Source organism: Streptomyces sp. B93, assembly GCF_018070565.1.
Classification (GTDB): Bacteria; Actinomycetota; Actinomycetes; order Streptomycetales; family Streptomycetaceae; genus Streptomyces.
On the sequence record NZ_JAGPXL010000012.1, the window covers coordinates 133,253 to 158,719 of the forward strand.

At 74.0% G+C, this 25,467-nt stretch carries 24 protein-coding genes; 8 read left to right on the plus strand and 16 right to left on the minus strand.

All coding sequences use genetic code 11. The annotated features are described in order from the left end of the window. Nucleotides 1–2: 2 nt before the first annotated feature. The 3 genes from KBY47_RS14740 to KBY47_RS14750 form a co-directional block, all read right to left on the minus strand. Nucleotides 3–1,292 (minus strand): ribonuclease D, encoded by a 1,290-nt coding sequence (locus KBY47_RS14740; RefSeq protein ID WP_210921544.1) that lies wholly within the window; start codon nucleotides 1,290–1,292, stop codon nucleotides 3–5. 245 nt (nucleotides 1,293–1,537) lie between these two features. Beyond that, a complete protein-coding gene (locus tag KBY47_RS14745) occupies nucleotides 1,538–2,200 on the minus strand; it encodes a response regulator transcription factor (RefSeq protein WP_030249151.1) in 663 nt (220 codons plus the stop codon). Nucleotides 2,201–2,470: 270 nt separating this feature from the next. Beyond that, the gene (locus KBY47_RS14750; protein ID WP_210921545.1) at nucleotides 2,471–3,148 is read right to left on the minus strand and encodes a DUF3000 domain-containing protein; all 678 of its coding nucleotides are present in this window, start codon (nucleotides 3,146–3,148) and stop codon (nucleotides 2,471–2,473) included. 117 nt (nucleotides 3,149–3,265) lie between these two features. Between KBY47_RS14750 and hemE the strand changes: the two genes are divergently transcribed. After that, nucleotides 3,266–4,333, plus strand: a complete 1,068-nt coding sequence (gene hemE, locus KBY47_RS14755; protein ID WP_210921546.1) for a uroporphyrinogen decarboxylase — start codon at nucleotides 3,266–3,268, stop codon at nucleotides 4,331–4,333. 3 nt (nucleotides 4,334–4,336) lie between these two features. On the opposite strand, the gene KBY47_RS14760 is transcribed toward hemE, so the two are convergent. Next, nucleotides 4,337–5,161: a rhomboid family intramembrane serine protease gene (locus KBY47_RS14760; protein ID WP_210921547.1), complete on the minus strand. Its 825-nt coding sequence runs from the start codon at nucleotides 5,159–5,161 to the stop codon at nucleotides 4,337–4,339. A 108-nt stretch (nucleotides 5,162–5,269) separates the two neighbouring features. Here KBY47_RS14760 and KBY47_RS14765 point away from each other — a divergent pair, with 108 nt between their 5' ends. Then, nucleotides 5,270–5,563 carry a hypothetical protein gene (locus tag KBY47_RS14765; protein ID WP_210921548.1) on the plus strand — a complete coding sequence of 98 codons (294 nt, stop codon included), beginning with the start codon at nucleotides 5,270–5,272 and terminating at the stop codon, nucleotides 5,561–5,563. Between the two features lie 77 nt (nucleotides 5,564–5,640). Here KBY47_RS14765 and KBY47_RS14770 read toward each other — a convergent pair whose 3' ends face one another. Together KBY47_RS14770 and KBY47_RS14775 are read right to left on the minus strand one after the other, a co-directional pair. Beyond that, nucleotides 5,641–7,038, minus strand: coding sequence for an FAD-dependent oxidoreductase (locus KBY47_RS14770; RefSeq protein WP_210921549.1), 1,398 nt, complete (start codon nucleotides 7,036–7,038; stop codon nucleotides 5,641–5,643). Nucleotides 7,039–7,065: 27 nt separating this feature from the next. Then, a complete protein-coding gene (locus KBY47_RS14775) occupies nucleotides 7,066–8,061 on the minus strand; it encodes a DUF4349 domain-containing protein (RefSeq protein WP_210921550.1) in 996 nt (331 codons plus the stop codon). Nucleotides 8,062–8,219: 158 nt separating this feature from the next. Between KBY47_RS14775 and hemG the strand changes: the two genes are divergently transcribed. Both hemG and hemQ read left to right on the plus strand, forming a co-directional pair. Beyond that, entirely contained in the window at nucleotides 8,220–9,680 is a 1,461-nt protein-coding gene (gene hemG, locus KBY47_RS14780; RefSeq protein ID WP_210921551.1) for a protoporphyrinogen oxidase, read from the plus strand. Nucleotides 9,681–9,685: 5 nt separating this feature from the next. Then, nucleotides 9,686–10,417, plus strand: coding sequence for a hydrogen peroxide-dependent heme synthase (gene hemQ / locus KBY47_RS14785; RefSeq protein WP_210921552.1), 732 nt, complete (start codon nucleotides 9,686–9,688; stop codon nucleotides 10,415–10,417). 24 nt (nucleotides 10,418–10,441) lie between these two features. Here hemQ and KBY47_RS14790 read toward each other — a convergent pair whose 3' ends face one another. The 8 genes from KBY47_RS14790 to zapE all read right to left on the minus strand — a co-directional run bounded on the left by KBY47_RS14790 (nucleotide 10,442) and on the right by zapE (nucleotide 19,782). Then, entirely contained in the window at nucleotides 10,442–12,100 is a 1,659-nt protein-coding gene (locus tag KBY47_RS14790; RefSeq protein WP_210921553.1) for an alpha/beta hydrolase, read from the minus strand. Between the two features lie 123 nt (nucleotides 12,101–12,223). Next, nucleotides 12,224–13,024: a TIGR04222 domain-containing membrane protein gene (locus KBY47_RS14795; protein WP_210921554.1), complete on the minus strand. Its 801-nt coding sequence runs from the start codon at nucleotides 13,022–13,024 to the stop codon at nucleotides 12,224–12,226. 57 nt (nucleotides 13,025–13,081) lie between these two features. After that, nucleotides 13,082–14,374 carry a DUF692 domain-containing protein gene (locus KBY47_RS14800; RefSeq protein WP_210921555.1) on the minus strand — a complete coding sequence of 431 codons (1,293 nt, stop codon included), beginning with the start codon at nucleotides 14,372–14,374 and terminating at the stop codon, nucleotides 13,082–13,084. Between the two features lie 126 nt (nucleotides 14,375–14,500). Continuing rightward, nucleotides 14,501–15,250, minus strand: a complete 750-nt coding sequence (locus KBY47_RS14805; protein ID WP_210921556.1) for a peptidyl-tRNA hydrolase — start codon at nucleotides 15,248–15,250, stop codon at nucleotides 14,501–14,503. Nucleotides 15,251–15,329: 79 nt separating this feature from the next. Further along, a complete protein-coding gene (locus tag KBY47_RS14810; RefSeq protein WP_210921557.1) occupies nucleotides 15,330–16,166 on the minus strand; it encodes a polysaccharide deacetylase family protein in 837 nt (278 codons plus the stop codon). A 53-nt stretch (nucleotides 16,167–16,219) separates the two neighbouring features. Further along, the gene (locus KBY47_RS14815; RefSeq protein WP_210921558.1) at nucleotides 16,220–17,614 is read right to left on the minus strand and encodes an alkaline phosphatase PhoX; all 1,395 of its coding nucleotides are present in this window, start codon (nucleotides 17,612–17,614) and stop codon (nucleotides 16,220–16,222) included. An 88-nt stretch (nucleotides 17,615–17,702) separates the two neighbouring features. Beyond that, nucleotides 17,703–18,500, minus strand: a complete 798-nt coding sequence (locus tag KBY47_RS14820; RefSeq protein WP_210921559.1) for a slipin family protein — start codon at nucleotides 18,498–18,500, stop codon at nucleotides 17,703–17,705. 169 nt (nucleotides 18,501–18,669) lie between these two features. Further along, nucleotides 18,670–19,782: a cell division protein ZapE gene (gene zapE, locus KBY47_RS14825; protein WP_210921560.1), complete on the minus strand. Its 1,113-nt coding sequence runs from the start codon at nucleotides 19,780–19,782 to the stop codon at nucleotides 18,670–18,672. 37 nt (nucleotides 19,783–19,819) lie between these two features. Here zapE and KBY47_RS14830 point away from each other — a divergent pair, with 37 nt between their 5' ends. From KBY47_RS14830 to msrB, 4 genes are all read left to right on the plus strand, one after another. Further along, entirely contained in the window at nucleotides 19,820–20,638 is an 819-nt protein-coding gene (locus tag KBY47_RS14830) for a pyrimidine reductase family protein (RefSeq protein ID WP_210921561.1), read from the plus strand. 167 nt (nucleotides 20,639–20,805) lie between these two features. Next, the gene (locus KBY47_RS14835; protein WP_210921562.1) at nucleotides 20,806–21,279 is read left to right on the plus strand and encodes an indole-3-glycerol phosphate synthase; all 474 of its coding nucleotides are present in this window, start codon (nucleotides 20,806–20,808) and stop codon (nucleotides 21,277–21,279) included. 133 nt (nucleotides 21,280–21,412) lie between these two features. Beyond that, nucleotides 21,413–22,801 carry a UDP-N-acetylmuramate--L-alanine ligase gene (gene murC, locus KBY47_RS14840; RefSeq protein ID WP_210921563.1) on the plus strand — a complete coding sequence of 463 codons (1,389 nt, stop codon included), beginning with the start codon at nucleotides 21,413–21,415 and terminating at the stop codon, nucleotides 22,799–22,801. 13 nt (nucleotides 22,802–22,814) lie between these two features. Further along, nucleotides 22,815–23,219 (plus strand): peptide-methionine (R)-S-oxide reductase MsrB, encoded by a 405-nt coding sequence (gene msrB, locus KBY47_RS14845; RefSeq protein ID WP_210921564.1) that lies wholly within the window; start codon nucleotides 22,815–22,817, stop codon nucleotides 23,217–23,219. 30 nt (nucleotides 23,220–23,249) lie between these two features. Here msrB and KBY47_RS14850 read toward each other — a convergent pair whose 3' ends face one another. Both KBY47_RS14850 and KBY47_RS14855 read right to left on the minus strand, forming a co-directional pair. After that, nucleotides 23,250–24,248 carry a lysylphosphatidylglycerol synthase transmembrane domain-containing protein gene (locus tag KBY47_RS14850; protein ID WP_308405159.1) on the minus strand — a complete coding sequence of 333 codons (999 nt, stop codon included), beginning with the start codon at nucleotides 24,246–24,248 and terminating at the stop codon, nucleotides 23,250–23,252. Nucleotides 24,249–24,452: 204 nt separating this feature from the next. Further along, nucleotides 24,453–25,355: an alpha/beta fold hydrolase gene (locus KBY47_RS14855; RefSeq protein ID WP_210921565.1), complete on the minus strand. Its 903-nt coding sequence runs from the start codon at nucleotides 25,353–25,355 to the stop codon at nucleotides 24,453–24,455. Nucleotides 25,356–25,467 lie beyond the last annotated feature (112 nt).

Below are 25,467 nucleotides of genomic sequence, written 5' to 3' on the forward strand. Positions count from 1 at the left end.
GCTCACTCGCCCTTCGCGGACAGCGCCTCCACCAGCACCGGCGTCACCAGCTCCACCTGCCAGGGCCGGGCCCCGTACCCGGTGAGCGCGGCACCGACCGACTCGGCGGTCATGTCCGACGGCGGCTCCCAGCACACCCGGCGCACGGTGTCCGGGGTGATCAGGTTCTCCTGCGGCATGCCGATCCGCTCGGCCAGCGCGGAGACCCCGGCGCGCGCCGCGGAGAGCCGGGCCGCCGCCACGGGGTCCTTGTCGGCCCAGGCGCGGGGCGGCGGGGGTCCCGCCACCGGCTGTCCGGGCTGCGGCAGCTGCGCCTCGGTCAGGGCCCTGGCCCGGTCCACGGCGGCCTGCCACTGCTCCAGCTGCCGCCGTCCGGTGCGCGGCCCGAAGCCGTTCAGCGCGCCGAGCGCGTGCACATTCGAGGGCAGGGCGAGCGCGGCCTCGACGATCGCCGCGTCGGAGAGCACCTTGCCCGGCGAGATGTCCCGCCGCTGTGCGATCCGGTCGCGGGTCTGCCACAGCTCGCGCACCACGGCGAGCTGACGGCGGCGCCGCACCTTGTGCATCCCGGAGGTGCGCCGCCAGGGGTCCTTGCGGGGCTCGGGCGGCGGGGCGGAGGCGATCGCGTCGAACTCCTGCCGGGCCCACTCCAGCTTCCCCTGCCGGTCCAGCTCCTTCTCCAGCGCGTCCCGCAGGTCGACGAGGAGTTCCACGTCGAGGGCGGCGTAGCGCAGCCAGGGCTCGGGCAGCGGCCGGGTCGACCAGTCGACGGCGGAGTGCCCCTTCTCCAGTACGAAGCCCAGCACGCCCTCCACCATGGCGCCGAGCCCGACCCTGGGGAACCCGGCGAGCCGTCCGGCCAGCTCGGTGTCGAAGAGCAGCGTGGGCACCATGCCTATCTCGCGCAGACAGGGCAGGTCCTGGGTGGCGGCGTGCAGCACCCACTCCACACCGCCGAGCGCCTCGCCGAGCCCGGACAGGTCGGGGCAGGCCACGGGGTCGATCAGCGCGGTGCCCGCGCCCTCCCGGCGCAGCTGCACCAGATAGGCGCGCTGGCCGTAGCGGTAGCCGGAGGCGCGTTCGGCGTCCACGGCGACGGGGCCGGAGCCGGCGGCGAAGGCCGCGACGACCTGGGCGAGGGTCTCCGCGTCCGCGACCACCGGTGGAATGCCCTCACGGGGCTCCAGCAGGGGGATCGGCGCCTCCGTCTCAGAAGATCCGCCGTCGTCCGGAGGGGCGCCCCCGGTGGTTCGCAGTGAAGTGTCTGCTGCGGTCTCTTGGGCGTCGGTCACCTGTCAAGGGTATCCGGATGTTCGACGGCCTGACCTGCACGTTCCGGCCAATGGCTGTCTGACCTGCCGAAACGCGGCGGGAATCCATGATCGGTCCGGCCCGGCCGGGGAAGGGGCGCACAGGGTGGTGCAAGCGCACAGGCGCGCGCCCCGTCGGGGGCGCGCGCCTGTCGGGTGCGCGGGGGTCGGGAAGTCGGTGGTGTGCGGCTCGGAAGGGAGTGGGGGTGTGGGTGGGGGAGGAGGTTTCAGTGGATGATGCCGGTGCGCAGGGCGACCGCCACCATGCCCGCGCGGTCGCCCGTGCCCAGCTTGCGCGCGATACGGGCGAGATGGCTCTTGACGGTCAGCGCGGACAGGCCCATGGAGACGCCGATGGCCTTGTTGGACTGGCCCTCGGCGACCAGGCGGAGCACCTCCACCTCGCGGCCGGACAGCTCGCGGTAGCCACCCGGGTGACTCGGGGCACCCGGGGGGCGGCGGTGCAGCCGGGCGGCGGCGGCGCCGATCGGGGCGGCGCCCGGTCGGGTGGGGAGCCCGATGTTGGTGCGGGTCCCGGTGACGACGTAGCCCTTGACGCCGCCCGCGAGGGCGTTGCGCACCGCGCCGATGTCGTCGGCGGCGGACAGGGCGAGGCCGTTGGGCCAGCCCGCGGCACGGGTCTCGGAGAGCAGGGTGAGGCCGGAGCCGTCCGGCAGATGGACGTCGGCGACGCAGATGTCGCGCGGGTTGCCGATGCGGGGGCGGGCCTCCGCGACGGACGAGGCCTCGATGACATCGCGTACGCCGAGGGCCCACAGGTGGCGGGTGACGGTGGAACGGACGCGGGGGTCGGCGACGACCACCATGGCGGTCGGCTTGTTCGGACGGTAGGCGACCAGGCTTGCGGGCTGCTCGAGAAGAACGGACACCAGGCCTCCTGGAGGTGCGGGGACGGGGTCGGCTCGTGGGGGTGGAGCCGGGACGAACCGTGCTTTCAAGGTCACAGTCGTCTTCGGCACCCCGGGCGTCCGCCTTTAGGAAATGATCACGATCCAGTGAGTAACAATCCGTGCAATTCGGACACGTGATCGATCATCCGAAGATCGAGTCGGATCGGTCGCGCTCACGCCGGTATCGATGCGTATCGGTGTGTGTCAAAAAGTGGTCGTGTCGACAAAGCGTGTCGAATGAATCGGCACTCAGTGTGACTGCGGACCCCTGCGCTGCGGCAGCGTCACCACCGACGCGTCCCCCGGACCGGCCGGGGGCAGACCGGCGACCTGCGCCAGCAGATCGCACCACGACGCCAGATGCGCCCCCGTGTCCGGGACGCCCCCCAGACCCTCCCGAGGCGTCCAGGACGCCCGGATCTCGATCTGCGAGGCCGCCGGGCGCGCGGACAGCCCGCCGAAGTAGTGGGAACTCGCCCGCGTCACCGTGCCGCTCGGCTCGCCGTACGCCAGCCCGCGCGCCTGGAGCGCCCCGGTCAGCCACGACCAGCACACCTCCGGCAGCAGCGGATCCGCCGCCATCTCCGCCTCCAGCTCCGCCCGCACCAGCGTCACCAGCCGGAACGCCCCCCGCCAGGCCTCGTGCCCGGCCGGGTCGTGCAGCAGCACCAGCCGCCCGTCGGCCAGGTCCTGCTCACCGTCGACCACCGTGGCCTCCAGCGCGTAGGCGAACGGCGCGAGCCGTCGCGGCGCACGGGTCGCCTCGACCTCCACCTGCGGCCGCAGCCGCGCCGACCGCAGCGCGTCGACGGCGGCCCGGAAGGGCGGCGGAACCGTCTCGCCGGTATGCAGGACCCCGTCTTCGCTCTCCTTCTGTTCGTCCATTCCGCCAGCGCCGTCCGACAGTCGTCCCTGAGCCGCAGCCATGCGGGGAAGATTAAGCGGAACGCGGGCCCAGCGCAGGGAGGACACCCCGCCCGGCCGCCGGGCGGCGGTCGCCGGGCCACGGGCGAAGGCGTCCCCGGGGCGTGGGAGACTCTTCCCGTGAGTGCCAACGGAAGCCCGACGGGCAAGCAGCCGACAGCCACGTACGAGTCCGCCTTCCTCAAGGCGTGCAGGCGCGAGCCGGTGCCGCACACACCGGTGTGGTTCATGCGGCAGGCCGGGCGCTCCCTGCCGGAGTACCGCAAGGTCCGCGAGGGCATCCCCATGCTGGAGTCCTGCATGCGGCCCGAGCTGGTCACCGAGATCACCCTCCAGCCGGTGCGCAGGCACGGCGTCGACGCGGCGATCTACTTCAGCGACATCGTCGTCCCGCTCAAGGCCATCGGCATCGACCTCGACATCAAGCCCGGCGTCGGCCCGGTCGTCGAGCGCCCCGTCCGCACCCGCGCCGACCTGGCCCGGCTGCGCGACCTCACCCCCGACGACGTCTCCTACGTCACCGAGGCGATCGGCCTGCTCACGGCCGAGCTGGGCGAGACCCCGCTCATCGGTTTCGCGGGCGCCCCGTTCACCCTCGCGAGCTACCTCGTCGAGGGCGGCCCGTCCCGCAACCACGAGCACACCAAGGCGCTCATGTACGGCGACCCCGAGCTGTGGGCCGACCTGCTCGACCGGCTCGCCGACATCACGGCCGCCTTCCTGAAGGTGCAGATCGAGGCCGGCGCCAGCGCCGTACAGCTCTTCGACTCCTGGGTCGGCGCCCTCGCCCCCGCCGACTACCGCAGCTCGGTCATGCCCGCCTCCGCCAAGGTGTTCCGGGCCGTCGAGGAGTACGGCGTCCCGCGCATCCACTTCGGCGTCGGCACCGGCGAGCTGCTCGGCCTGCTCGGCGAGGCGGGCGCGGACGTCGTCGGCGTCGACTGGCGGGTCCCGCTGGACGAGGCCGCCCGCCGCGTCGGCCCCGGCAAGGCGCTCCAGGGCAACCTCGACCCCGCCGTCCTCTTCGCCCCCCAGCAGGCCGTCGAGGCCAAGACCCGCGAGGTGCTGGACGCGGCGGCGGGCCTGGAGGGCCATGTCTTCAACCTCGGCCACGGCGTCCTGCCGACCACCGAACCGGACGCGCTCACCAGGCTGGTGGAGTACGTCCACACGCGGACGGCGCGCTGACCCTCACCAGGTGTGCCGGGGCCGGGCCTGCCTGCCGAACAGCAGGCCGCGCGGCTCCGGCGGCGGTGGGGTGCCCCGCCTGAGCGGCCAGGCGATGAGCATCCCGGCGAGGAAGCCGACGATGTGCGCCGCGTACGCCACGGTGCCCGCGTCGGAGACCCCCGTGCCGGAGGAGTACACCGCCTGGAGCACGAACCAGAAGCCCAGCACCAGCCAGGCCGGGAGCCGGAGCGGCAGGAAGACCAGGAACGGCACCAGCACCCACACCCTGGCCTTCGGGTACAGCACCAGATAGGCGCCCAGCACCCCGGCGATCGCCCCGGAGGCGCCGATCAGCGGTTCCGCCGAACCGTCGTTGAGAAGCGCGAAGCCGTACGTCGCCGCGTAGCCGCAGGCGCCGTAGAAGAGCGCGAAGCGCACATGGCCCATGCGGTCCTCGATGTTGTTGCCGAAGATCAGCAGGAAGAGCATGTTGCCCAGCAGGTGCAGCCAGCCGCCGTGCAGGAACATCGCGGTGAGCACGCTCAGCTCCGCCGACTTGTCGTAGCCCGGCGGGCCCACCAGACAGCCCGGACCCTGCGGTCCCACGCCGACGTCGCCGGTGGGCACCAGCCGGGGCATCTGATGGTGGATCAACTCGCGTGGCACGACCGCGTACTGGTCGAGGAACGCCTGGAGGTGGCAGTACTGCGCCAGGCTGCTGTCGCCCGCCACGGAACCGGCCAGACCGGGCATGAAGAGGAAGACGAACACGTTCGCGGCGATCAGCGCGTACGTCACGTACGGGGTGCGGCGCACCGGGTTCACGTCATGGACGGGGATGACCACACAGAAGTAGTGCCCCCGATACGTGCCGTGAATCGGTGAACACGGCTGTCCGGGCGTGCGTATGTCTTCGCGTAGGTCTTGTCGGCCGACGACGTGAGGACACAGGCGATGAACGACCGAGCGGTTCCCCCGATGCAGGCCCTGCCGGACGGCGAGGCGGAACTGGCCCTCGTGGTGCGGCTGCCCTGGGAGGACGTGGCCCGGCTGGGCCAGGAGGCGGGGCGGCTGGCGGCGCAGATGCAGCGGCCGGTGACGCTGGACGAGGCGGTGAGCCATCGGCTGCGGTCGGCCCGGGCGGCGGCTGCGCATGCCCGGCCGGGGGTGGGGGCGGGGGAGCAGCCGTCGGCGGCGCCGGGGAGTGGGTCCGTGGCGTCCTTGCCGCGGCTGAGCGGGTCGGCGTAGCGCCGTTGCGGGGTGTGGACCGTCGTGGCCGGTCGCGCCCACGCGGCGGAGCCGCACATCGACACAGCCCCGCGCCCCTATGAGGTTGGGTTCCGCACCGCTTTTGATGCCTTGCGGGCCGCTACCAGTACCGGGTCCCAGACCGGGGAGAACGGTGGGGCGTAGCCCAGGTCGAGGGTGGTCATCCGGTCCACCGTCATGCCCGCGGTGAGGGCCACCGCCGCGATGTCGACGCGTTTGCCCGCGCCCTCCCGGCCGACGATCTGTACGCCGAGGAGGCGGCCGGTGCGGTGTTCGGCGAGCATCTTCACCGTCATGGGGGCGCTGCCGGGGTAGTAGCCCGCGCGGCTGGTGGACTCGACGGTGACCGTCACGAAGCGCAGGCCCACGCGGCGGGCGTCCTTCTCGCGCAGGCCGGTGCGGGCGATCTCCAGGTCGCACACCTTGCTGACGGCGGTGCCGACGACGCCGGGGAACGTGGCGTAGTCGCCGCCCACGTTGGTGCCGATGATCTGGCCGTGCTTGTTGGCGTGGGTGCCCAGCGCGATGTGCCGCTCGCGCCCGGCGACCAGGTCGAGCACCTCGACGCAGTCGCCGCCCGCCCAGATGTTCTCCTGCCCGCGCACCCGCATCGCCAGGTCCGTCAGCAGCCCGCCGTGCTCGCCGAGCGGCAGCCCCGCCGCGGCGGCGAGCGACGTCTCGGGGCGTACGCCGATGCCGAGGACGACCACGTCCGCCGGGTACTCGGCGTCCCGCGTGAGCACCGCGGCGACCCGGCCGTCGGCGTCGGCGCGCAGGGCGGTGACCTCGGCGTCGTTGACCATGGTGATGCCCATGCCCTCCATCGCCTCGTGCACCAGACGGCCCATGTCGGAATCGAGCGTGGACATCGGCTCCGCGCCCCGGTTGACGACCGTCACCTCGTACCCGCGGTTGATGAGCGCCTCGGCCATCTCCACGCCGATGTAGCCCGCGCCGACGACGACCGCCCGGCGGCCGGGCGCCCGTTCCAGGGTGTCCAGCAGGGCCTGTCCGTCGTCGAGGGTCTGCACGCCGTGCACCCCGGACGCGTCGACACCCGGCAGGTCGGGCCGGATCGGCCGGGCGCCGGTCGCGATCACCAGGTGGTCGTACGGCGTCCAGGACTCGGCCCCGGAACCGACGTCACGCGCGCGTACCCGCTGTGCCCGCACGTCGATCTCCACGACCTCGGTGCGCGTGCGCACGTCGATGCCGCGCTCGCGGTGCGCCTCGGGGGTGCGGGCGACCAGCTCGTCCGGACCGGTGACCTCGCCGCCCACCCAGTACGGGATGCCACACGCCGAGTACGAGGTGAAGTGGCCGCGCTCGAAGGCCACGATCTCCAGTTCGTCGGGGCCCTTGAGACGGCGGGCCTGTGACGCCGCGGACATCCCCGCGGCGTCACCGCCGATCACGACCATCCGGCTGGCGCGGCTCCCCTGACTGGTGTCCATGGCGCCACGCTACGGGGAGTGCGCGCCTCAGTCCCGCTCGCCCTCCTCGTCGCCGCGTCCGGGCGCCGGTACGGGACGGGCCTGCGGCAGCGGGCCCAGCGCGGTCGTCGGCTCCGGGGCCGGGCGTCGCGGCAGCCGGGGCCGGACCACCCGCAGCCACAGCAGCGCCAGCAGGGCCAGCGCCACCGCGAACGGCAGCAGCGCGCCGAACGCGACCGCCAGCCAGCGCAGCATCGTCACGAACGCGTCCCAGCCGCCCGCGAGGGCGTCCACGAACCCGGGGTCGTCGTCCTCCTTCGGCTCCGCCTTCACCGGCTTCTCCGACAGGGTGAGGGTGATGGTGGCGAGGCTGGTGCGGTCCTCGAGGGACGCCTGCTGGGCGAGGAGGGACTCCAGGTCGGCCTGCCGGGCGCTCAGTTCGCCCTCCAGGGTGACCACGTCGCTGAGCCTGGTGGCCTGGTCCATCAGCTCCCGGATCCGGGCGACGCTGGCCCGCTGCGTCTTGATGCGGCTCTCGACGTCCACCACCTGGTCGGTGACGTCCTGCGCCTTCGAGGTGCGCTCCAGGAGCTTGCCGGTGCCCTCCAGGTCGGTGAGGACCTCCTGGTAGGCGTCGGTGGGCACCCGCAGCACCACGCGCGTGTGCTCGGCGCTGTCCTCGTCCCGGGTGGTGGTCTCGCTGCCGATGAAGCCGCCCGCGTTCTCGGCCGCCGTACGGGCGGCGTCGAGGGCCTTCGGCACGTCCTCGACCTGCACGGTCAGCGAGGCGGTGCGGATGATGCGGTTCGCGGCGGGCCGGGTCGGCGCGGAGTCGCGGGCCTTCTCGTCCGTGCCGCTGTCCGCCGCGGCGCCCTCCTGGGGGGCCGCGCCCCTGGCGTCCGAGACCGCCTTCTCGGCGCTCCCGCCGCCGTCGGAGGAGCTGTCGTCGGCTCCGCTGCACCCGGTGAGGGCGAGCGCCGTGACGAGCAGGAATCCGGCCAGAGCCCGCACGGAACGCCGCCGTGCGGAGACTGGTGTGCGCATATGGGTCCACCCCCGAGGGTCGTGACGACTGACGTACCTTCGACGCCCGGGCGGACCGGGACGTTGGCCGGATCCGGTCCCGAAGCGGTCACGGTCGGGACTCGGTGGGGCCACATGGCCCTGGCGGAGGTGTCGGTGCCGTCTGAGAAGGTGGAGCCATGACCGCAGCACCAACGGACACCAGGCATGTCGTCGTCATCGGAGCGGGGATCGCCGGACTGGCCGCGGCGCACCGGGCGCTCGGCCGCGGGGCACGGGTGACCGTGCTGGAGGCGTCGGACCGGGTCGGCGGCAAGCTGCTGCCCGGCGAGATCGCGGGCGTCCGCGTCGACCTCGGCGCCGAGGCGATGCTGGCCCGCCGCCCCGAGGCCGTCGACCTCGCGCGCGCGACGGGCCTCGCCGACCGCCTCCAGCCGCCCGCGACCACCACGGCCGCGATCTGGACCCGCGGCGCCCTGCGCCCCATGCCCAAGGGCCATGTCATGGGCGTCCCCGGCACCGCGGCGGCGCTCTCCGGTGTGCTGTCCGACGAAGGGCTGGCCCGCATCGAGCGCGACACCGAACTGCCCCGCACGGAGGTCGGCGACGACGTGGCGGTGGGGGAGTACGTGGCGGCGCGGCTGGGCCGCGAGGTCGTCGACCGCCTGGTGGAACCGCTGCTCGGCGGCGTCTACGCGGGCGACGCGTACCGCATCTCGATGCGCGCGGCCGTCCCCCAGCTCTTCGAGGCCGCCCGCGGCCACGCCTCGCTCACCGAGGCGGTCCGCGACATCCAGGCCAGGGCGGCCGCCGCCACCCCGCAGACCGGGCCGGTGTTCATGGGCATCCAGGGCGGCGTCGGCAGCCTGCCGCTCGCGGTCGCCGAGGCCGTCCGGGCGGGCGGCGGCGAGGTCCTCACGGGCACCCCGGTGACCGAGCTGCGCCGCGAGGCGGACACCGGCTGGCGGATCGTCGCCGGCGACCGGGTGCTGCACGCCGACGCCGTGGTCCTCGCCGCCCCCGCCCCCGTCGCCGCCGGTCTGCTGCGCGCCGAGGCCCCCGCCGCCGCGTCCGAACTGACCGAAGTCGAGTACGCGTCGATGGCGCTGATCACCCTCGCCTACCGCCGCGCCGACGCCGACCGGCTCCCCGAGGGCAGCGGGTTCCTGGTCCCGCCGGTCGACGGACGCACCATCAAGGCGTCCACCTTCGCCTCCCGCAAGTGGGGCTGGATCGCCGACGAGGACCCCGGCCTGATGGTGCTGCGCACCTCCGTCGGGCGGTACGGCGAGACGGAGATCCTCCAGCGCGACGACGACGCCCTGGTCGCCGTCTCCCGGGAGGACCTGCGGGCGGCGACCGGCCTGGACGCCGCCCCCGTCGCCACCCGGGTCACCCGCTGGGACGACGGCCTGCCCCAGTACCCCGTGGGCCACCACGCGCGCGTGGCCCGCGTCCGCGACCACATCGGCAAGCTCCCGGGCCTCGCCGTGTGCGGCGCCGCCTACGACGGCGTCGGCATCCCCGCCTGCGTCGCGAGCGCCCACACCGCCGTCGACCGCGTCCTCGGCGAGCCGCGCGGTGTGGAGGAAGTCACCGCCCACCCGGTGCCGGGTCCCCAGGGCGGAACAGGAGAATAGGAACCATGAGCGACGACGCCCCCACCACCGCCCCCGACCGGATTCCCAACAAGGGCAAGCTGGCCAAGGACCTGAACGAGGTCATCCGCTACACCCTGTGGTCCGTCTTCCAGTTGAAGGACGTGCTGCCCGAGGACCGTGCGGGCTACGCGGACGAGGTCCAGGAGCTGTTCGACCAGCTCGCCGCGAAGGACGTCACCGTCCGCGGCACCTACGACCTCTCCGGGCTGCGGGCCGACGCCGACCTGATGATCTGGTGGCACGCCGAGACCAGCGACCAGCTCCAGGAGGCCTACAACCTCTTCCGTCGCACCAAGCTGGGCCGGGCGCTGAAGCCGGTCTGGTCGAACATGGCGCTGCACCGCCCCGCCGAGTTCAACCGCTCGCACATCCCGGCCTTCCTCGCCGACGAGACCCCCCGCGAGTACGTCAGCGTCTACCCCTTCGTGCGCTCCTACGACTGGTACCTGCTGCCGGAGGAGGACCGCCGCCGGATGCTCGCCGACCACGGCAAGATGGCCCGCGGCTACCCCGACGTGCGCGCCAACACGGTCGCCTCGTTCTCCCTCGGGGACTACGAGTGGCTGCTCGCCTTCGAGGCCGACGAGCTGTACCGCATCGTCGACCTCATGCGTCACCTGCGCGGTTCGGAGGCGCGGATGCACGTCCGCGAGGAGGTGCCGTTCTTCACGGGCCGCCGCAAGTCGGTCGCGGAACTGGTGGCCGGCCTGGCCTGACGGAGGCCGGGACCGTCCGGCGGCTCAGGCCGCCGGACGGGCGACCGGTGCCTCGGCGCTCCCGCGCTCCTGGGTCTGCTCGTCGTCGGCCGTCGGCTCCGGCAGCGGATGGCCCGCGCAGGAGGCGCGCCGGGCCGGGAGGCGGCCCTCCAGCAGATAGGCGTCCACATGGGCGTTGACGCAGGCGTTGGGGCCGTAGGCGATGCCGTGCGTACCGGCGTCGCGTTCGGTCACCAACGACGAGCCGGACAGCCGCCGGTGGAGTTCGATGGCGCCCTCGTAGGGGGTGGCCGCGTCCCGCTCGGCGGCGAGGATCAGCGTGGGTGGCAGCTCACCGGGCCCGGTGCGCACGTCCAGCGGCCGCTGCCGGGGCGCCTGCCAGTAGGCGCACGGCAGGTTCATCCAGGCGTTGTCCCAGGTCTCGAAGGGCGCCACCCGCGCCAGCCGGGTGTTGTCCCGGTCCCAGACCGCGAAGTCCGTCGGCCAGGGCGCGTCGTTGCACTCCACGGCCGTGTAGACCGCGCGGGAGTTCTCCGCCTCGGCCGCCGCCTCCTCCACCGGTCCGGCGATGTCGACGAGCGGCTGCGGATCGCCCTTCAGGTACGCCGACAGGGCGTGCGCGCGGGCGGGCCAGTAGTCGTCGTAGTACCCGGCCGTGAGGAACGCGCCCTGCAACTGGCCCGGCCCCACCTTCCCGCCCGCCGGTTCGGCGGCGAGCCGCGCCGCCGCCTTCTCGTAGCTGCGCAGCACCAGTTCGGCGGTGTCGCCCAGCCCGTACACGTCGTCGTGCCCGGCGATCCACTCCCGCAGTTCCTCCCAGCGGTCCTCGAACGCGGCCGACTGGGCGAGGTTGTTGCCGTACCAGACACCGGACGGGTCCGGGTTCACCGCCGAGTCGAACACCATCCGCCGTACGTGGGACGGGAACAGCGTGGCGTACAGCGCGCCGAAGTAGGTGCCGTACGAGGCGCCCATGAAGGTCAGCTTCCGCTCGCCCAGCGCGGCGCGCAGCACGTCCAGGTCACGGGCGTAGTTCAGGGAGTGGTAGTGCCGCAGCGCGTCGCCCGTCCGCTCGGCGCAGCCGCGCGCGTAGGCCTTCGCCTCGGCGACGCGCTCCTTCTTGTACGCCTCGGAGGGGTGCGTCGGCGCCTCGGACGGTCCCCTGAAGAACCGTCCGGGGTCCTGGCAGGACAGCGGCGCCGAGGAACCGACGCCGCGTGGTTCATAGCCGACGAGGTCGTAGGCGCCCGCGAGGCGCTTCCACTCGGGGAGCAGGCCGACCAGCGGGAAGTACAGGCCGGAGCCGCCCGGTCCGCCCGGGTTGTAGACCAGGGCGCCCTGCCGGGGCACCTTGCGCTTGCCGTTGCGCGGGTCCTGGCCGGTGGCGCGCACCCGGCTGACGGTGAGGCGGATCTGCTCGCCGTGCGGGCGGGCGTAGTCGAGCGGGACGCCGACCGTGCCGCACCGCATGCTGCCCGGCATGTCCTGCTCCTTGGAGCAGGGGCCGAACTCGATGCCCGCCGCCCGGGCCCGCTCGGCGGCCACCGCGGTGCCGCGCGCCTCGGCCGACAACCCCGGCAGCTGCGGGGCCTCGACCGCCGGGGCGCCGCCCGCGGGGGCGGCGACGAGGGTGGCCAGCAACAGGGCGGACCCGGTGGCCGAGTAGAGGGCGGCTGCTCTCATCGCGTATCCCTTCGGTGCACGGCGGCGACAAAAGGGATGTTTCGTTCGGGTGTCGGCGAAGGCAAGCACCGAGCGCGGGTGTCGGCGCCAATGCTCCCCGTGCGCCCCCGACGGACCTGACGGTCAGTCGCGTGCGTACTGCCCACGGTCGGCGAAGGCCGCCCGCAGGTCCGGCTCGCCGACCGCCCGGACGCCGCGCACGGCGACCGTGGCCAGGTAGGAGCGGTCGTCGATGCCCCGGGCGCTGTGCCGGGCCAGCGCGCCCAGCAGCCGCTGCCCGGCGGGCGAGGCCCAGCGCGAGTACGGGTGCGCCTCGATGCGCGCGATGACCAGACAGCTCAGGGTGAGGGTGAGGGGCAGCGCGAACCACAGGGCGATCAGCGGGCGCGGCGTATGGGCGGCCCCCGCGGCCCCCGGCAGCAGCCCCGGGGGCGTCAGCAGCGCCACCACCCCCAGCGCCAGGACGACCGCCGCGGCCAGCCGCACCTGGCGGATTCCGGACGCGACCGTCGTACGCCCCCCGTCGGGCACGGCGAGGCCCGCGCGCACCAGCCGGTCGGCCAGGCCGCGCACCGGGTCGGCGGCGGCCGTCGCGGTGCGCACCGGCGCGATGCGGGACTGACCGTCCGGGCCGATCGCCCCTATCACCGACCGTTCGATGTCGTCGCGCCCGCGTGGGTCGACGACCGTGGCCCAGCCGGTACGGGCGAGCAGCAGCCGGCGCTGGCGGGCCATCGACACCAGGGTCAGATCGGCGACCCGCGCGGGACCGCCGGAGAGGAAGGCGGCCTCGTAGAGCGTCAGTTCGTGTGCCCGGCCCGGTGCCGTGTCCACCGCCGCCGCGCGCACGGCGGCCAGGCACAACCGCGTACACGCCACACCGGCGACGACCCAGGCGGGCAGCAGGAGCAGGACCCAGAACATGCCGTGTTTCTATGCCAAGGGCCTGGGATTGGCCACACCCCTCTCACCATCCGGGCATCAGCGTTGCCGGTATGTGACGTTCCGGCGGCCCCGCCACCGGGGGCGCGGCGCCGGTCCCGAGCGCTCCCGCCACCACTGCCGCAACTCCCGTCGCACCCGCGCGGGCCGCGGCCGTCCCGCCGCCAGCAGTTCCTCGGCGAAGTCGAGGGCGTCGCGCCGGTAGCCGCCGGTCATGGGGTGGGCGTGGGCGTAGGCGAGGAAGGCGTCCCGGTAGTCGGCACCGAGGATGCCCGGCAGCTCCGGCGCGACCTTGGCCACCACGTCCGCCCGCTTGGCGGCGAGGGCCCGTGCCTGCACGCGCAGCCGCGCCCCGTCGAAGCCCTCGGGTGCCGGGGTGCCCGCGACCAGCGCGGACAGCAGGGCGGTCTGGCGGAGGGCGAGGCGTTCCCGGGCCCGCTCGGCGTCCCCGGGTCCGGCGGCCGGCGCGGTCCCGCGGTCCCGCTCCGGTGCCGGGCGCGCCGGGGCGCCCCCCTTCGCCACCGCCTCCCCGATCGCCGTCAGCTCCCGCTCCAGCTCCGCCGGTCCGGGGAAGTTCTCGTCGCGTTCCAGCAGGACGCCCGGCGGGCGGACCCGGGAGGCGAGGTCGGTCAGGATGTCGAGGACCGGCCGCGGCACCGGGTGGGCGTGGCTGTCGTGCCAGACGCCGTCGCGCTGGAAGCCGCCCGCGACATGGACGTACGCGATGGCCTCCAGCGGGAGTTCGGCGAGCGCCTCGGCGGGGTCCTCGCCGCGGTTGACGTGGTTGGTGTGGAGGTTCGCCACGTCGATGAGGAGGCGTACGCCGGTGCGGTCGGCGAGGTCGTAGAGGAACTGGCCCTGTGTCATCTCCTCGCCCGGCCAGGAGAACAGCGCGGCGATGTTCTCCACGGCGAGCGGCACGGGCAGCGCGTCCTGGGCGACGCGGATGTTCTCGCAGAGCACGTCGAGGGCGTCCCGGGTGCGCGGCACCGGCAGCAGGTGGCCCGCCTCCAGACGCGGCGAGGCGGTGAGCGGCCCGCCCGCGCGGACGAACGCGATGTGCTCGGTGACCAGCGGCGACCCCAGCGCCCCGGCCCGCTGCGCCAGCGCGGCCAGCCGCCCCGCGTCCGGCCGGTCCGCGCCGCCGAGACCGAGGGAGACCCCGTGCGGGACGACCGTCACCCCGCGCTCGCGCAGCCGCAGCAGGGGCTCCGGCAGATGACCGGGGCAGACGTTCTCGGCGACGACCTCGACCCAGTCCACGCCCGGCATGCCCGCCACGGCGTCCGCGATCTCCGGCCGCCACCCGATCCCCGTACCCAGCCGTTCCATGGCCCGTCCCCCCTCCTGTGGCACCTTCCCCGGGGGTATGGCCCACCGTGACGGCGCCCGAATCCCGCGACGGCCGCCTTCAGAGGAACATTTGAGGTTGGCCCGCGCCCCCGCGCCCCCGCGGGCTCAGCGCCGCAGCGCCGGGTGGTCGGCGACGACCGTGCAGCTGCCGGGGGCGATCTCCGTGAAGCCCGCGTCGCGGACCACGGGCAGGCCGCCGGTGGTGAGCGCGGGCCAGTCGGCCGGGTCGGCGGTGCGGACGGCGAGCGGGAAGCCCGCGTCCCGCCAGGCTGCGCGCTCCTCGCCGGACAGCTCCCACCAGGCGAGCTGTGCGCCGTGCCCGGCCTGTGCCATCGCCTTGCCCGCCGACATCTCCACCTCGGGACTGAGCCACAGCACTGGGGTGCCGGGGTCGGCGGGGGCCGGGGCCTCGGGGTCGTCCAGGTCGGTGCCGGAGACCTGGAGCCGGGCCAGGTCCCTGGGCCAGCCGTCCAGCGGCACCGGCGGGAAGACACGCACCTCGGCGGACTTCCCGGTGACCGTGATGCCGGGCAGCGCCTCGGCCCGGCGCCACTCGGCGCCGCGCGCCCGCCGCACCACCTTGCGGATCCGGGCGTCCTGCCAGTCCCGCATCGCCCGCGCCCACTCGCCCTCGCCCAGCGACCGCTCGTCGGCCAGCATCACCAGCACCGCGCGGGCGGCCGTCTGAAGCGCGTCGGTCCGCGCGGGCGGCGCGGCCCGCTCGATCCGCGCGACCAGCGGCAGCACGAACTGCGGTGCCTGGTCGCGGTCGGTGGACTCATGGCGGAAGGGGCTGTCGTTCACGGGCGGACTGTCCTGGCTCACGCACCCCAGTGTGCCAGGGAGGACGGACATCACCCCGAGCAGGCGGTCCGCCGGGTCCTGTCTCGTGCGGAGGGACCCCACCTGTACCGCAGGCCCGGGCGCAAGCCGTTCAGCCCTGTTCCCCCGCGGCCCCGATCAGCTCCGACACCTTCACGAAGCGGTAGCCCTCGGCGCGCAGCTCCGGCACGATCCGGCGCAGGGCGCGTTCGGTCGTGGGGGCGGCGCTGCGGGTGCAGTGCAGGACGACGACGGAGCCGGGGCGCACGCCGTCCAGCACCTGGCGGGCCACCGCGTCCGCGTCCGTGGCGAACGCGTCGCCGCCCACCACGTCCCACTGCACGGCGGTGAGCCCGGTGGCGCTCACCGCCCGCAGCGCCTGGCGGTCGTAGCAGCCGCCGGGGAAGCGGAAGTAGGGCATCGCGTCGGGCACGCCCACCGTGCGGAAGGCGGCGAACGCACGCTCCACGTCCGCCCGCATCCGGTCCGCGGGGAGGGTGGGCAGGCCGTGGCAGTCGGCGGTGAAGGCGTGGTGGCTGTAGGAGTGGTTGGCGATCTCGAAGAGCGGTTCGCGGCCGATGGCGCGGGCCTGGACCGGGTACTCCTCGGCCCAGCGGCCGGTCATGAACACGGTGGCCGGGACCTTCAGCGTCCGCAGCGCCGCGATCAGCTCCGGGTGGTCGAACCGTTCCCCGGCCGCCGCCCGCGGCCCCTGGTCCGCGGTCATGTCGGCGTCGAAGGTGAGGGCGACGACCTTGTCGCGGGTGCGGGGGCCGTGGGAGAAGACCGGGGTCAGCCCGGCGGGGCCCGGGGCCAGCGTGGGCGGCCGGGACACCGGGGCGGACGGGGGCGGCGGGGCCGAGCGGGGTGCCTCCTGGGTGCCGCAGGCGGTGAGGGCGGCGGCGCCCAGGAGAGCGACGGTGATGACCTTGCGTACCTGACTGATCACCGTATGAAAGTACGATGATCAGTCTTCCGGTTGGGGGTGACGCGGCGGTCGGGTCACCTGCCTGGCTGTCCCGCCCAGGGGCCGGTGACCGCGAAGGTCGTGCCGGGGGTGTAGCAGTTGACGTACATCGTCGAGCCGTCGGGGGAGAAGGTGACGCCCGCGAACTCGCCCCACTCCGGTTCCTCCTCGGTCCCCAGGTTCTGGCGGTTGCGGGCCAGGGCGTAGACCTCGCCGCGCCGGGTGACGCCGTAGACGTGCTGGGCGCCGCCGCCGTCCTCGCAGACCATCAGGCCGCCACTGGGGGCGAGGCAGATGTTGTCGGGCGACTCCCCGGGCAGCTGGACGCCGGTGTCCGGGCCGAAGACGACGACCAGGGTGAGCCGGCGGCCCGCCGGGTCGTAGCGCCAGATCTGGCCGAAGTGGTCGGCGGCCGAGCCCTCGGCGCTGCGCGCGTACGACGACACGAAGTACACGCTGCGCCCGCCCCAGTAGCAGCCCTCCAGCTTCTGCGCGTGGGTGATGCCGCGCGGGCCGAAGTCCTGGAGGCGGATCGGCGTCCCGACGGCCAGCGGGTCCGGTACGTCCACCCACTCGACGCCGCCGAAGCGGGCGCCCGGCTCCTGGACGGAGGACAGGTCGGGCAGGCCGGGGACCCGCATCGCCTGGAGGCGCCCGCCCGCGCGCAGCGAGCCGGTGCCGCCGAGCGGGCGGTCGGGCAGGAAGCGGTAGAACAGGCCGAAGGGGCGCTGGAAGGCGTCCTCGGTCTCGTAGACGACACCGCTGCGCGGATCGACCGCGATCGCCTCGTGCTGGAAGCGGCCCATCGAGGTCAGCGGGACGGCGCCGGTGCGGCGCGGGTCCACCGGGTCGGTCTCGAAGATGAAGCCGTGGTCCTTGGTGTAGCCGTTCGTGCCCGCCTTGTCCTCGGTCTCCTCGCAGGTCAGCCAGGTGCCCCAAGGGGTCGGGCCGCCCGCGCAGTTGACGGCGGTACCGGCGATCGCGACCCGTTCGGAGCGTACGGCCCCGCCGGCGTCCAGCGTCAGCGCCGTACAGCCGCCCGCGCCCGCCGGGTCGTAGGTCAGGCCCTCGACGGGCGGGACCCGGATCGCGGCGGTGGGGCGGTTCTCGTGGTTGCGGACGAGGTGGACCCGGCCGTGACGGCCGCCGAAGGCCGCCATGCCGTCGTGGTTCGAGGGGACCCGGCCCTCGCCGGAGCGCAGCGGGTCGCCCTCGCGGGAGAGCACCCGGTAACGGAAACCTTTCGGCAGGTCGAGCAGCCCGCTCGGGTCGGGGACGAGCGGGCCGTAGCCCCGCTCGCCCAGGCCCCGCGCGGCGGCGGTACCGGCGAAGACCTCCGTGAGGGCCCCGGAGAACGCGATACCGGCGCCCACGGCGCCGGAACGGGCGAGCAGCCGACGGCGGCTCACGGAGGCTGGCGTCTCGGACATGGCGAACCTTCCTGCTGGCGGACAGGACTGTGTCGCCGCCCGGTCTACCACCTGCCGTGGGCCACGGGAACCACGCGCGTAGCGCGGGTCACTCCTGACGCGGGGTCAGCTGCCCCTGGGACGGCTGCTGGTGGGCCTTCTCCAGGAAGCGCAGCAGCTCCACCGGGAAGGGCAGCACCAGCGTCGAGTTCTTCTCGGCGGCCACCGCCACCACCGTCTGGAGCAGCCGCAGCTGGAGGGCGGCGGGCTGCTCCGACATCTGCTGCGCCGCCTCGGCGAGCTTCTTCGACGCCTGGAGTTCCGCGTCGGCGTTGATGACCCGCGCCCGCCGCTCCCGGTCGGCCTCCGCCTGCCGGGCCATGGAGCGCTTCATGGTGTCCGGCAGGGACACGTCCTTGATCTCCACGCGGTCGATCTGCACGCCCCAGCCGACCGCCGGGGAGTCGATCATCAGCTCCAGGCCCTGGTTGAGCTTCTCGCGGTTGGACAGCAGGTCGTCGAGGTCGCTCTTGCCGATGATCGACCGCAGCGAGGTCTGCGCCATCTGGGAGACCGCGAAGCGGTAGTCCTCGACGTTGATGATCGCCGCCGCCGCGTCCACGACCTTGAAGTACACGACCGCGTCCACCTTGACCGTGACGTTGTCGCGGGTGATGCCCTCCTGGGCGGGCACGGGCATCGTCACGATCTGCATGTTGACCTTGTGGAGGTGGTCCACCGCCGGGACGATCAGCGTGAGGCCGGGCGGGCGCACGGCGCCCCGCAGCCGTCCGAGGCGGAGCACCACCCCGCGCTCGTACTGCTTGACGACCCGGGCCGCCGCGGCGAAGTACACCGCGCCCGCGGAACCGGTCACCACGGCCACCGTCAGCAGTTCCTCCAGCATGACGGCCTCCTTGCCCAGAGGTCCGTAGCGAGGGTTTTGCTACTGCTGCAACGATATGCCCGGCCCGGCCCCAGGGCCATGGTCCGGCCGGGCCTGCCCACGGCCCTGCCTGCCCACGGCCCTGCCTGCCCACGGCCCTGCCTGCCCCGCCCTGCCTGCCCCGCCCTGCCTACCCGTGCTGGACGAGGCGGCCCGCGTCCCGGGCCAGCGCGGTCAGGCGGGAGATCGCGCGGAAGTACTTCTTGCGGTACCCGCCCTTCAGCATCTCCTCGCTGAACAGCTGGTCGAACGGCAGTCCGGAGGCCAGCACCGGGACCTCACGGTCGTAGAGCCGGTCCGCGAGGACCACCAGGCGCAGGGCCGTCGACTGGTCCGGGACCGGGCGGACATCGGTGAGGCAGACCGCCCGCAGGCCGTCGGTGAGGGCGCCGTACCGGCTGGGGTGGACCTTGGCGAGGTGGTCGAGCAGCCGCGGGAAGTCGTCGAGGGCGGCGCCCTCGGTGGCGTAGGCCGCCTTGGTCACCTGCTCGTCGGTGAACGGCGGCGGGGCCTCGGGCAGACCGCGGTGGCGGTAGTCCTCGCCGTCGATGCGCAGCGCGCGGAAGTGCGCGGACAGGCCCTGGATCTCGCGCAGGAAGTCGGCGGCGGCGAAGCGGCCCTCGCCGAGCTTGCCGGGCAGGGTGTTGGAGGTGGCGGCGAGCGCGACACCCGCGTCCACCAGCTTGCCGAGGAGGGTCGAGACCAGGACCGTGTCGCCGGGGTCGTCCAGCTCGAACTCGTCGATGCACAGCAGGCGGTGGCCGGACAGGGTGCGCACGGTCTGCTGGAAGCCGAGGGCGCCGACCAGGTTGGTCAGCTCCACGAAGGTGCCGAACGCCTTGAGCGCGGGTTCGGCCGGGGTGGCGTGCCACAGGGAGGCCAGCAGATGGGTCTTGCCGACGCCGTAGCCGCCGTCGAGGTAGACGCCGCGGGGGCCGGTGGCGGGCTTGGCCTTCGCCCTGCCGAGGCCGAAGAGGCCGCGCCTGCCGGTGCCGGTCGCGCCCGCCCCGCCGAGCCCGGCGGCGAAGCCCTCCAGGACCCTCACGGCCTCGCTCTGGCTGGGCTGGTTCGGGTCCGGTATGTAGGTGCCGAACCGCACCGAGTCGAACCGCGGCGGCGGCACCATCTCGGCGACGAGCCGGTCCGCGGGGACGTGCGGCTCTCGCGCGCACAGGGACAGCGGGGCGGTATCGGCGGCGGGGCCGATGCCGGGGGCGGTGGGACCGGGAGTGGAGGACGACACGGTTCCCCATGCTAAGCCGCGTGGAACACTGCACGTCATGCGACGCCTGTTCCCTGTGACCGACCAGACAGCGACCGACCGGCCGGCGACCGACCAGACAGTGCCCCCGGCCTCCGTCGACCGTGAGTGGAGCCTCGACGAGCTGGCCGCCGCCTACGCCTATCCGGAGGCCGAACCGGGGCCGGGTGGTCCCCGGGTGTGGCTGCGGGCCAACATGGTCTCCACGCTGGACGGGGCGGCGCAGCACGACGGCCGTTCGCAGCCCATCTCCGACGCGACCGACATGCGGATCTTCGGCACCCTGCGGGCGCTGGCCGACGTGGTCCTGGTCGGCGCCGAAACGGTACGCCAGGAGGGCTACCGCCCGGCACGCGCGCGTGCGGAGTTCGCGGCGCTGCGGGAGGCGGCGGGGCAGGCACCGGCCGCGGCGATCGCGGTGGTCAGTGCCAGTCTGGCGCTGGACTGGTCGCTGCCGCTGTTCACCTCGCCCCTGGTGCCCACGGTCGTCCTCACCGGCGCGGCGGCGGCCCCCGGCCGGATCGCGGCCGCCGAGAAGGCCGGGGCCAGGGTGGTGATCGCCGGTGACGGGATGGGCGTGGACCCCGCGCGGGCGGTGCGCGCGCTCGCCGAGCTGGGGCACACCCGGCTGCTGACCGAGGGCGGCCCCCGGCTGCTCGGACAGCTGGTGGCGGCCGAGGTGCTGGACGAGCTGTGCCTGACCGTCTCGCCGATGCTGACCGCGGGTGACGCGCAGCGGATCGCCGGGGGGCCGTCGGTGGCGGTGCCGCACCGCTTCGAGCTGGCGTCCCTGCTGGAGGAGCGCGGGTTCCTGTTCAGTCGCTACCACCGGGTCTGACGGACGGTGCCAAATCGGCGGAATGTGTCGTTCCGGTTAGCTTCCGGTGGGCAGACTAGGACTCGCACGCCCCGTGCGAACTCGGGGCAGGATGGTTTCCGCAGGGCCCGGCAGCGGCCCACGCAGGAGATGAGGGCCCGTGGGTCCTCGAAGGAGAAGGGCGTCTGGTGTTCACAAGCGTTCTGATGATCGAGAAGGCCCTGACATCCGCTGACGTGGAATTCGTCACCACCTTGCACGGTGATGAGTCGGTCGCCTTCCACGTGCTGCTCCAACCACGCGGCGAGCAGGCCGACCGGCTGCTGCGGGCCATCGACGACGTGGCGCTCGGCGAACTCGACGAGGCCGTGCGCGAGGGGGAGACCCCCGAGGGCGAGGAGGCGAAGAGCGTCGGACAGCAGGCCCTGGAGGTGTCCCTCACCGCCCTGCGCGCCTCCGGGAGCGCGGCGGAGGGACGGCTGGTCGAGGACCACCCCCTGGACGCGCTGAAGAAGCTCGTCGAGGAGACCGGCGCCGACGAGGTGATCGTGCTCACCGACCCGCACTACGTGGAGGAGTTCTTCCACCGCGACTGGGCCTCGCGGGCCCGCCACAAGGTGGGGGTGCCGGTGCTGAAGCTGTTCTCGCACAGCAAGGCGTGACGTACGGCGCCCAGCGCGACGGGCCCCACCCCCTAGGCTGGGGCCCGGTCTTCTACGCTTCGTCTCTTACGCCGTCTCGTACGCTTCGACCGCACGCCCGTACCGCATGTACCGCATCCTGGGAGATACACGCATGGCACCCGGCCTTCCTACCGCCATGGACCGACCGCACTTCATCGGCATCGGCGGCGCCGGAATGTCGGGGATCGCCAAGATCCTCGCCCAGCGCGGGGCCGCGGTCGCGGGCAGCGACGCCAAGGACTCCGAGACCGCCGAGGCGCTGCGCGCGCTGGGCGTCACCGTGCACATCGGGCACGCCGCCGCGCACCTCGCCGACGACGCCAGCTGTGTCGTCGTCTCCTCCGCGATCCGCGCCGACAACCCCGAGCTGGCCCGCGCCGCCGAGCTGGGCATCCCGGTGGTGCACCGCTCCGACGCGCTGGCCGCGCTGATGGACGGCCTGCGCCCGATCGCCGTCGCGGGCACCCACGGCAAGACCACCACCACCTCGATGCTGGCGGTCTCCCTCGGCGAACTGGGCCTGAAGCCGTCGTACGCCATCGGCGGCGACCTCGACGCCCCCGGCTCCAACGCCCTGCACGGCCAGGGCGAGATCTTCGTGGCCGAGGCGGACGAAAGCGACCGGAGCTTCCACAAGTACGCCCCCGAGGTCGCCATCGTCCTCAACGTCGAACTCGACCACCACGCCAACTACGCGTCCATGGACGAGATCTACGAGTCCTTCGAGACCTTCGCGGGCCGGATCGTCCCCGGCGGCACCCTGGTGATCTCCGCCGACCACGAGGGCGCGCGCGAACTGACCCGGCGGCTGGCCGGAGCGGTGCGGACGGTGACGTACGGAGAGGCCGACGACGCCGACGTACGCGTCCTGTCCGTCGTACCGCAGGGCCTCAGGAGCGAGGTCACCGTGGTGCTGGACGGCGCCGAGCTGACCTTCACCGTCTCCGTGCCCGGCCGCCACTACGCGCACAACGCGGTCGCCGCGCTCGCCGCGGGCGCCGCCCTCGGCATCCCGGCCACCGAGCTGGCCCCCGCCCTGGCCGCGTACACGGGCGTCAAGCGGCGGCTCCAGCTCAAGGGCGAGGCCGCCGGGGTGCAGGTCATCGACTCCTACGCGCACCACCCGACCGAGATGACCGCCGACCTGGAGGCGATGCGCGCCGCCGCCGGGGACGCCCGCATCCTGGTGGTCTTCCAGCCCCACCTCTTCTCCCGCACCCAGGAGCTGGGCAAGGAGATGGGGCAGGCGCTGGCCCTCGCCGACGCCTCCGTCGTCCTGGACATCTACCCGGCCCGCGAGGACCCGGTCCCCGGCGTCACCAGCGCCCTGATCATCGACGCGGCCCGCGCGGCGGGCGCCGACGTGACCGCCGTCCACGACAAGGCCGAGGTGCCCGACGTGGTGGCGGGAATGGCCGGGGCCGGTGATCTGGTTCTGACCATGGGCGCGGGCGACGTCACCGACCTCGGACCGCGCATCCTGGACCGCCTGTCTGAGTAAGGGGCTGAGGCACATGTCGTACGACGTCGAGAAGCCGGACGAGCAGTGGCGGGCGGAGCTGTCCCCGGCCGAGTACGCCGTACTGCGGCAGGCCGGGACGGAGCCCGCCTTCACCGGTGAGTACACCGACACCAAGACCGAGGGCGTCTACTCCTGCCGGGCCTGCGGCGCCGAACTGTTCACCTCGGACACCAAGTTCGAGTCGCACTGCGGCTGGCCGTCGTTCTTCGACCCGAAGGACAGCGACGCCGTGGAACTGCTGGAGGACCGCTCCCACGGCATGGTCCGCACCGAGGTGCGCTGCGCGCGCTGCGGTTCGCACCTCGGGCACGTCTTCGAGGGCGAGGGCTACCCGACCCCGACCGACCAGCGGTACTGCATCAACAGCATCTCCCTGCGGCTGGCGCCGCGGGACTGACGCCGACCAGCGCCCTGGCCCCGCCGTCCCTCACAGCACCTTCCGCTGGACCAGGGCCGACAGCACCAGGGCGCCCGGCAGCAGGGGAACCCACACCGTCAGGACGCGGTAGGCGATCACGGTCGCCGTGGCGAGGCCGACCGGGGCGCCGAACGCGGCCATCGTGACCACCAGCGCCGCGTCCACCGGCCCGATGCCGCCCGGAGCCGGTACGGCGCCCACCGCGGTGCTGGCCAGCAGCAGCGCGAGGACCACCTCCGCCCAGGTCAGCGGCAGACCCAGCGAGAAGCCGACCGTGGCGATCACACTGCCCTGGACCAGCGGGGTGGCCGCGGCCCCGCCCCACAGGGCGAGGACCCGGCTGGGGCGGGTGTGCAGCAGCCGCGCGTCGGTCAGGGCGGTCCGCAGGAAGCCCACGGCGGGGCGGCGCAGCGGGCGCACCAGGACGAACAGCAGCACGGCGGTGGCGAGCGCGGCCAGCACGCCCCCGGCGCCCAGGGCCACCGTCCGGGTGTCGGGGGCCGGCGTGGCGAGCCGCAGCGGCTCCGGGAAGGCGAGCAGGAAGACCAGCAGGACCAGGATTTTCGCCACCGGCCTGACCAGCGCGTAGAGGGCGAGCGACGCGGTGGCCCGGGCCGGCGGGACGCCCTGGCGGGTCAGGAAACGCAAGGTGACGGCATGCGCGCCGAGGCTCGCCGGGAGCACATGGTTGGCGGCGCCCGCCGCGAACTGCGAGGCGAGCAGGAGACCCGGCGGCAGCCGCTCCGGAAGCGCGCCCTGCCGGACCAGCGAGGCGACCACCCAGCCCAGGCAGGTGAACAGGGCGGCGGCCAGCAGCCAGCCCGGGTCGGCGGCGGCGAGGCGGGCCGCGCCGCCCCGCATCGAGGGCCAGTCGGCCACCGCCCACCCCCCGATGAGCAGCAGCGGGGCCACGGTCAGGGTCCGGCGGACCAGCCGGGCGGCCCTCGGGGAGCGGACGGCGGTGGGGAGCGGCGCGGTCAGGGCGTGGTCGATCCGGAGCTGGGACACGGCGTACGTCGTCCTTCCACGGGTCGCCCGCCGGGGTGCGGGGGCGGACGGACGCAGGGCGCGGGGGAGCGCGGGGCGAGGGGGACGGCGGCAATGTTCCCCGCCGGTGTGACGCCTCGGTGTCCGGTGGCCGACGCGGCAGCGTCAGCGGGAGGGCGACGTGGGTGCCCGGTAGCCCCTGGAGGGGCGACCGGGCGGTGGCGCTCAGCGCGCCAGCAGCGCGCGCAGGGCCCTGGTCACCTCCGCCGGGTCCTCCTCGGCCATGAAGTGGCCGCAGGTGACGGTCGAGTGCACCAGGTCAGGCGCCCAGGCCCGCCACAGCGCGGTGGCGTCGTAGCCGAGGGCGGCGCCCCAGTCCTGCTGGAGCACGGTCACCGGCATCCGCAGCGTCGTCCCGGCGGCGCGGTCCGCCTCGTCGTGCTCGACGTCGATGCCCGCCGAGGCCCGGTAGTCCGCGACGATCGACGGCACCGCCTCCCGGCAGGCCCGCAGGTAGGCGGCGCGCACCTCGGCGGGCACCGCACCGGGGTCGCGGGTCCACAGGTCGAGGAAGTGGCCGAAGAACACGTCCGGCGCGGCACCGATCATCGCCTCGGGCAGGCCGGGCGGCTGCGCCATCAGATACAGGTGGAAGCCGACCGCCGCGCTCGTGCCGTGCAGCACGTCCCACATGTCCAGCGTGGGCACGATGTCCAGCAGCGCCAGGTGGGTGACGGTCTCCGGGTGGTCGAGCCCGGCGCGGAAGGCGACCAGCGCGCCGCGGTCGTGGCCCGCCAGGGCGAACCGGTCGTGGCCGAGGGCACGGGCCAGCGCCACGACGTCCCGCGCCATGGTGCGCTTGCTGTACGCCGACCCGTCCGCCGTCCCTTCCGCCGCTTCGGCGGGCTTGTCGCTGGCGCCGTAGCCGCGCAGGTCGGGACAGATGACGGTGTGGTCGGCCGCGAGGTCGGCGGCGACGTGCCGCCACATCAGGTGCGTCTGCGGGAAGCCGTGCAGCAGGACGACGGGACTGCCGGAGCCGCCGACCGCGGCGTGCAGCGCGACGCCGTCGGCGACGGGGACGTGGTGCTGCTCGAAACCGGGGATGGACAGGGGGTCGGTGGTCATGGGGTGCGCTTTCCTCTCGGGCGCCGGTGACGGACACGACGAGCCTGCCGGTGCCGGATCAGCGGACAATCAGTACGACGATCAGTGCGGCGACGGCCGGGAAGGTGAGGCA

What these genes read in the sequence shown, in the direction of transcription:
- KBY47_RS14750 (WP_210921545.1), bottom strand. Translation starts at nt 3,148, where the DNA reads ATGGCTGCGGCTCAGGGACGACTGTCGGACGGCGCTGGCGGAATGGAC.
- KBY47_RS14765 (WP_210921548.1), top strand. Translation starts at nt 5,270, where the DNA reads ATGAACGACCGAGCGGTTCCCCCGATGCAGGCCCTGCCGGACGGCGAG.
- KBY47_RS14770 (WP_210921549.1), bottom strand. Translation starts at nt 7,038, where the DNA reads ATGGACACCAGTCAGGGGAGCCGCGCCAGCCGGATGGTCGTGATCGGC.
- KBY47_RS14775 (WP_210921550.1), bottom strand. Translation starts at nt 8,061, where the DNA reads ATGCGCACACCAGTCTCCGCACGGCGGCGTTCCGTGCGGGCTCTGGCC.
- hemG (WP_210921551.1), top strand. Translation starts at nt 8,220, where the DNA reads ATGACCGCAGCACCAACGGACACCAGGCATGTCGTCGTCATCGGAGCG.
- hemQ (WP_210921552.1), top strand. Translation starts at nt 9,686, where the DNA reads ATGAGCGACGACGCCCCCACCACCGCCCCCGACCGGATTCCCAACAAG.
- KBY47_RS14790 (WP_210921553.1), bottom strand. Translation starts at nt 12,100, where the DNA reads ATGAGAGCAGCCGCCCTCTACTCGGCCACCGGGTCCGCCCTGTTGCTG.
- KBY47_RS14795 (WP_210921554.1), bottom strand. Translation starts at nt 13,024, where the DNA reads ATGTTCTGGGTCCTGCTCCTGCTGCCCGCCTGGGTCGTCGCCGGTGTG.
- KBY47_RS14800 (WP_210921555.1), bottom strand. Translation starts at nt 14,374, where the DNA reads ATGGAACGGCTGGGTACGGGGATCGGGTGGCGGCCGGAGATCGCGGAC.
- KBY47_RS14805 (WP_210921556.1), bottom strand. Translation starts at nt 15,250, where the DNA reads ATGTCCGTCCTCCCTGGCACACTGGGGTGCGTGAGCCAGGACAGTCCG.
- KBY47_RS14815 (WP_210921558.1), bottom strand. Translation starts at nt 17,614, where the DNA reads ATGTCCGAGACGCCAGCCTCCGTGAGCCGCCGTCGGCTGCTCGCCCGT.
- KBY47_RS14820 (WP_210921559.1), bottom strand. Translation starts at nt 18,500, where the DNA reads ATGCTGGAGGAACTGCTGACGGTGGCCGTGGTGACCGGTTCCGCGGGC.
- KBY47_RS14830 (WP_210921561.1), top strand. Translation starts at nt 19,820, where the DNA reads ATGCGACGCCTGTTCCCTGTGACCGACCAGACAGCGACCGACCGGCCG.
- murC (WP_210921563.1), top strand. Translation starts at nt 21,413, where the DNA reads ATGGCACCCGGCCTTCCTACCGCCATGGACCGACCGCACTTCATCGGC.
- msrB (WP_210921564.1), top strand. Translation starts at nt 22,815, where the DNA reads ATGTCGTACGACGTCGAGAAGCCGGACGAGCAGTGGCGGGCGGAGCTG.
- KBY47_RS14855 (WP_210921565.1), bottom strand. Translation starts at nt 25,355, where the DNA reads ATGACCACCGACCCCCTGTCCATCCCCGGTTTCGAGCAGCACCACGTC.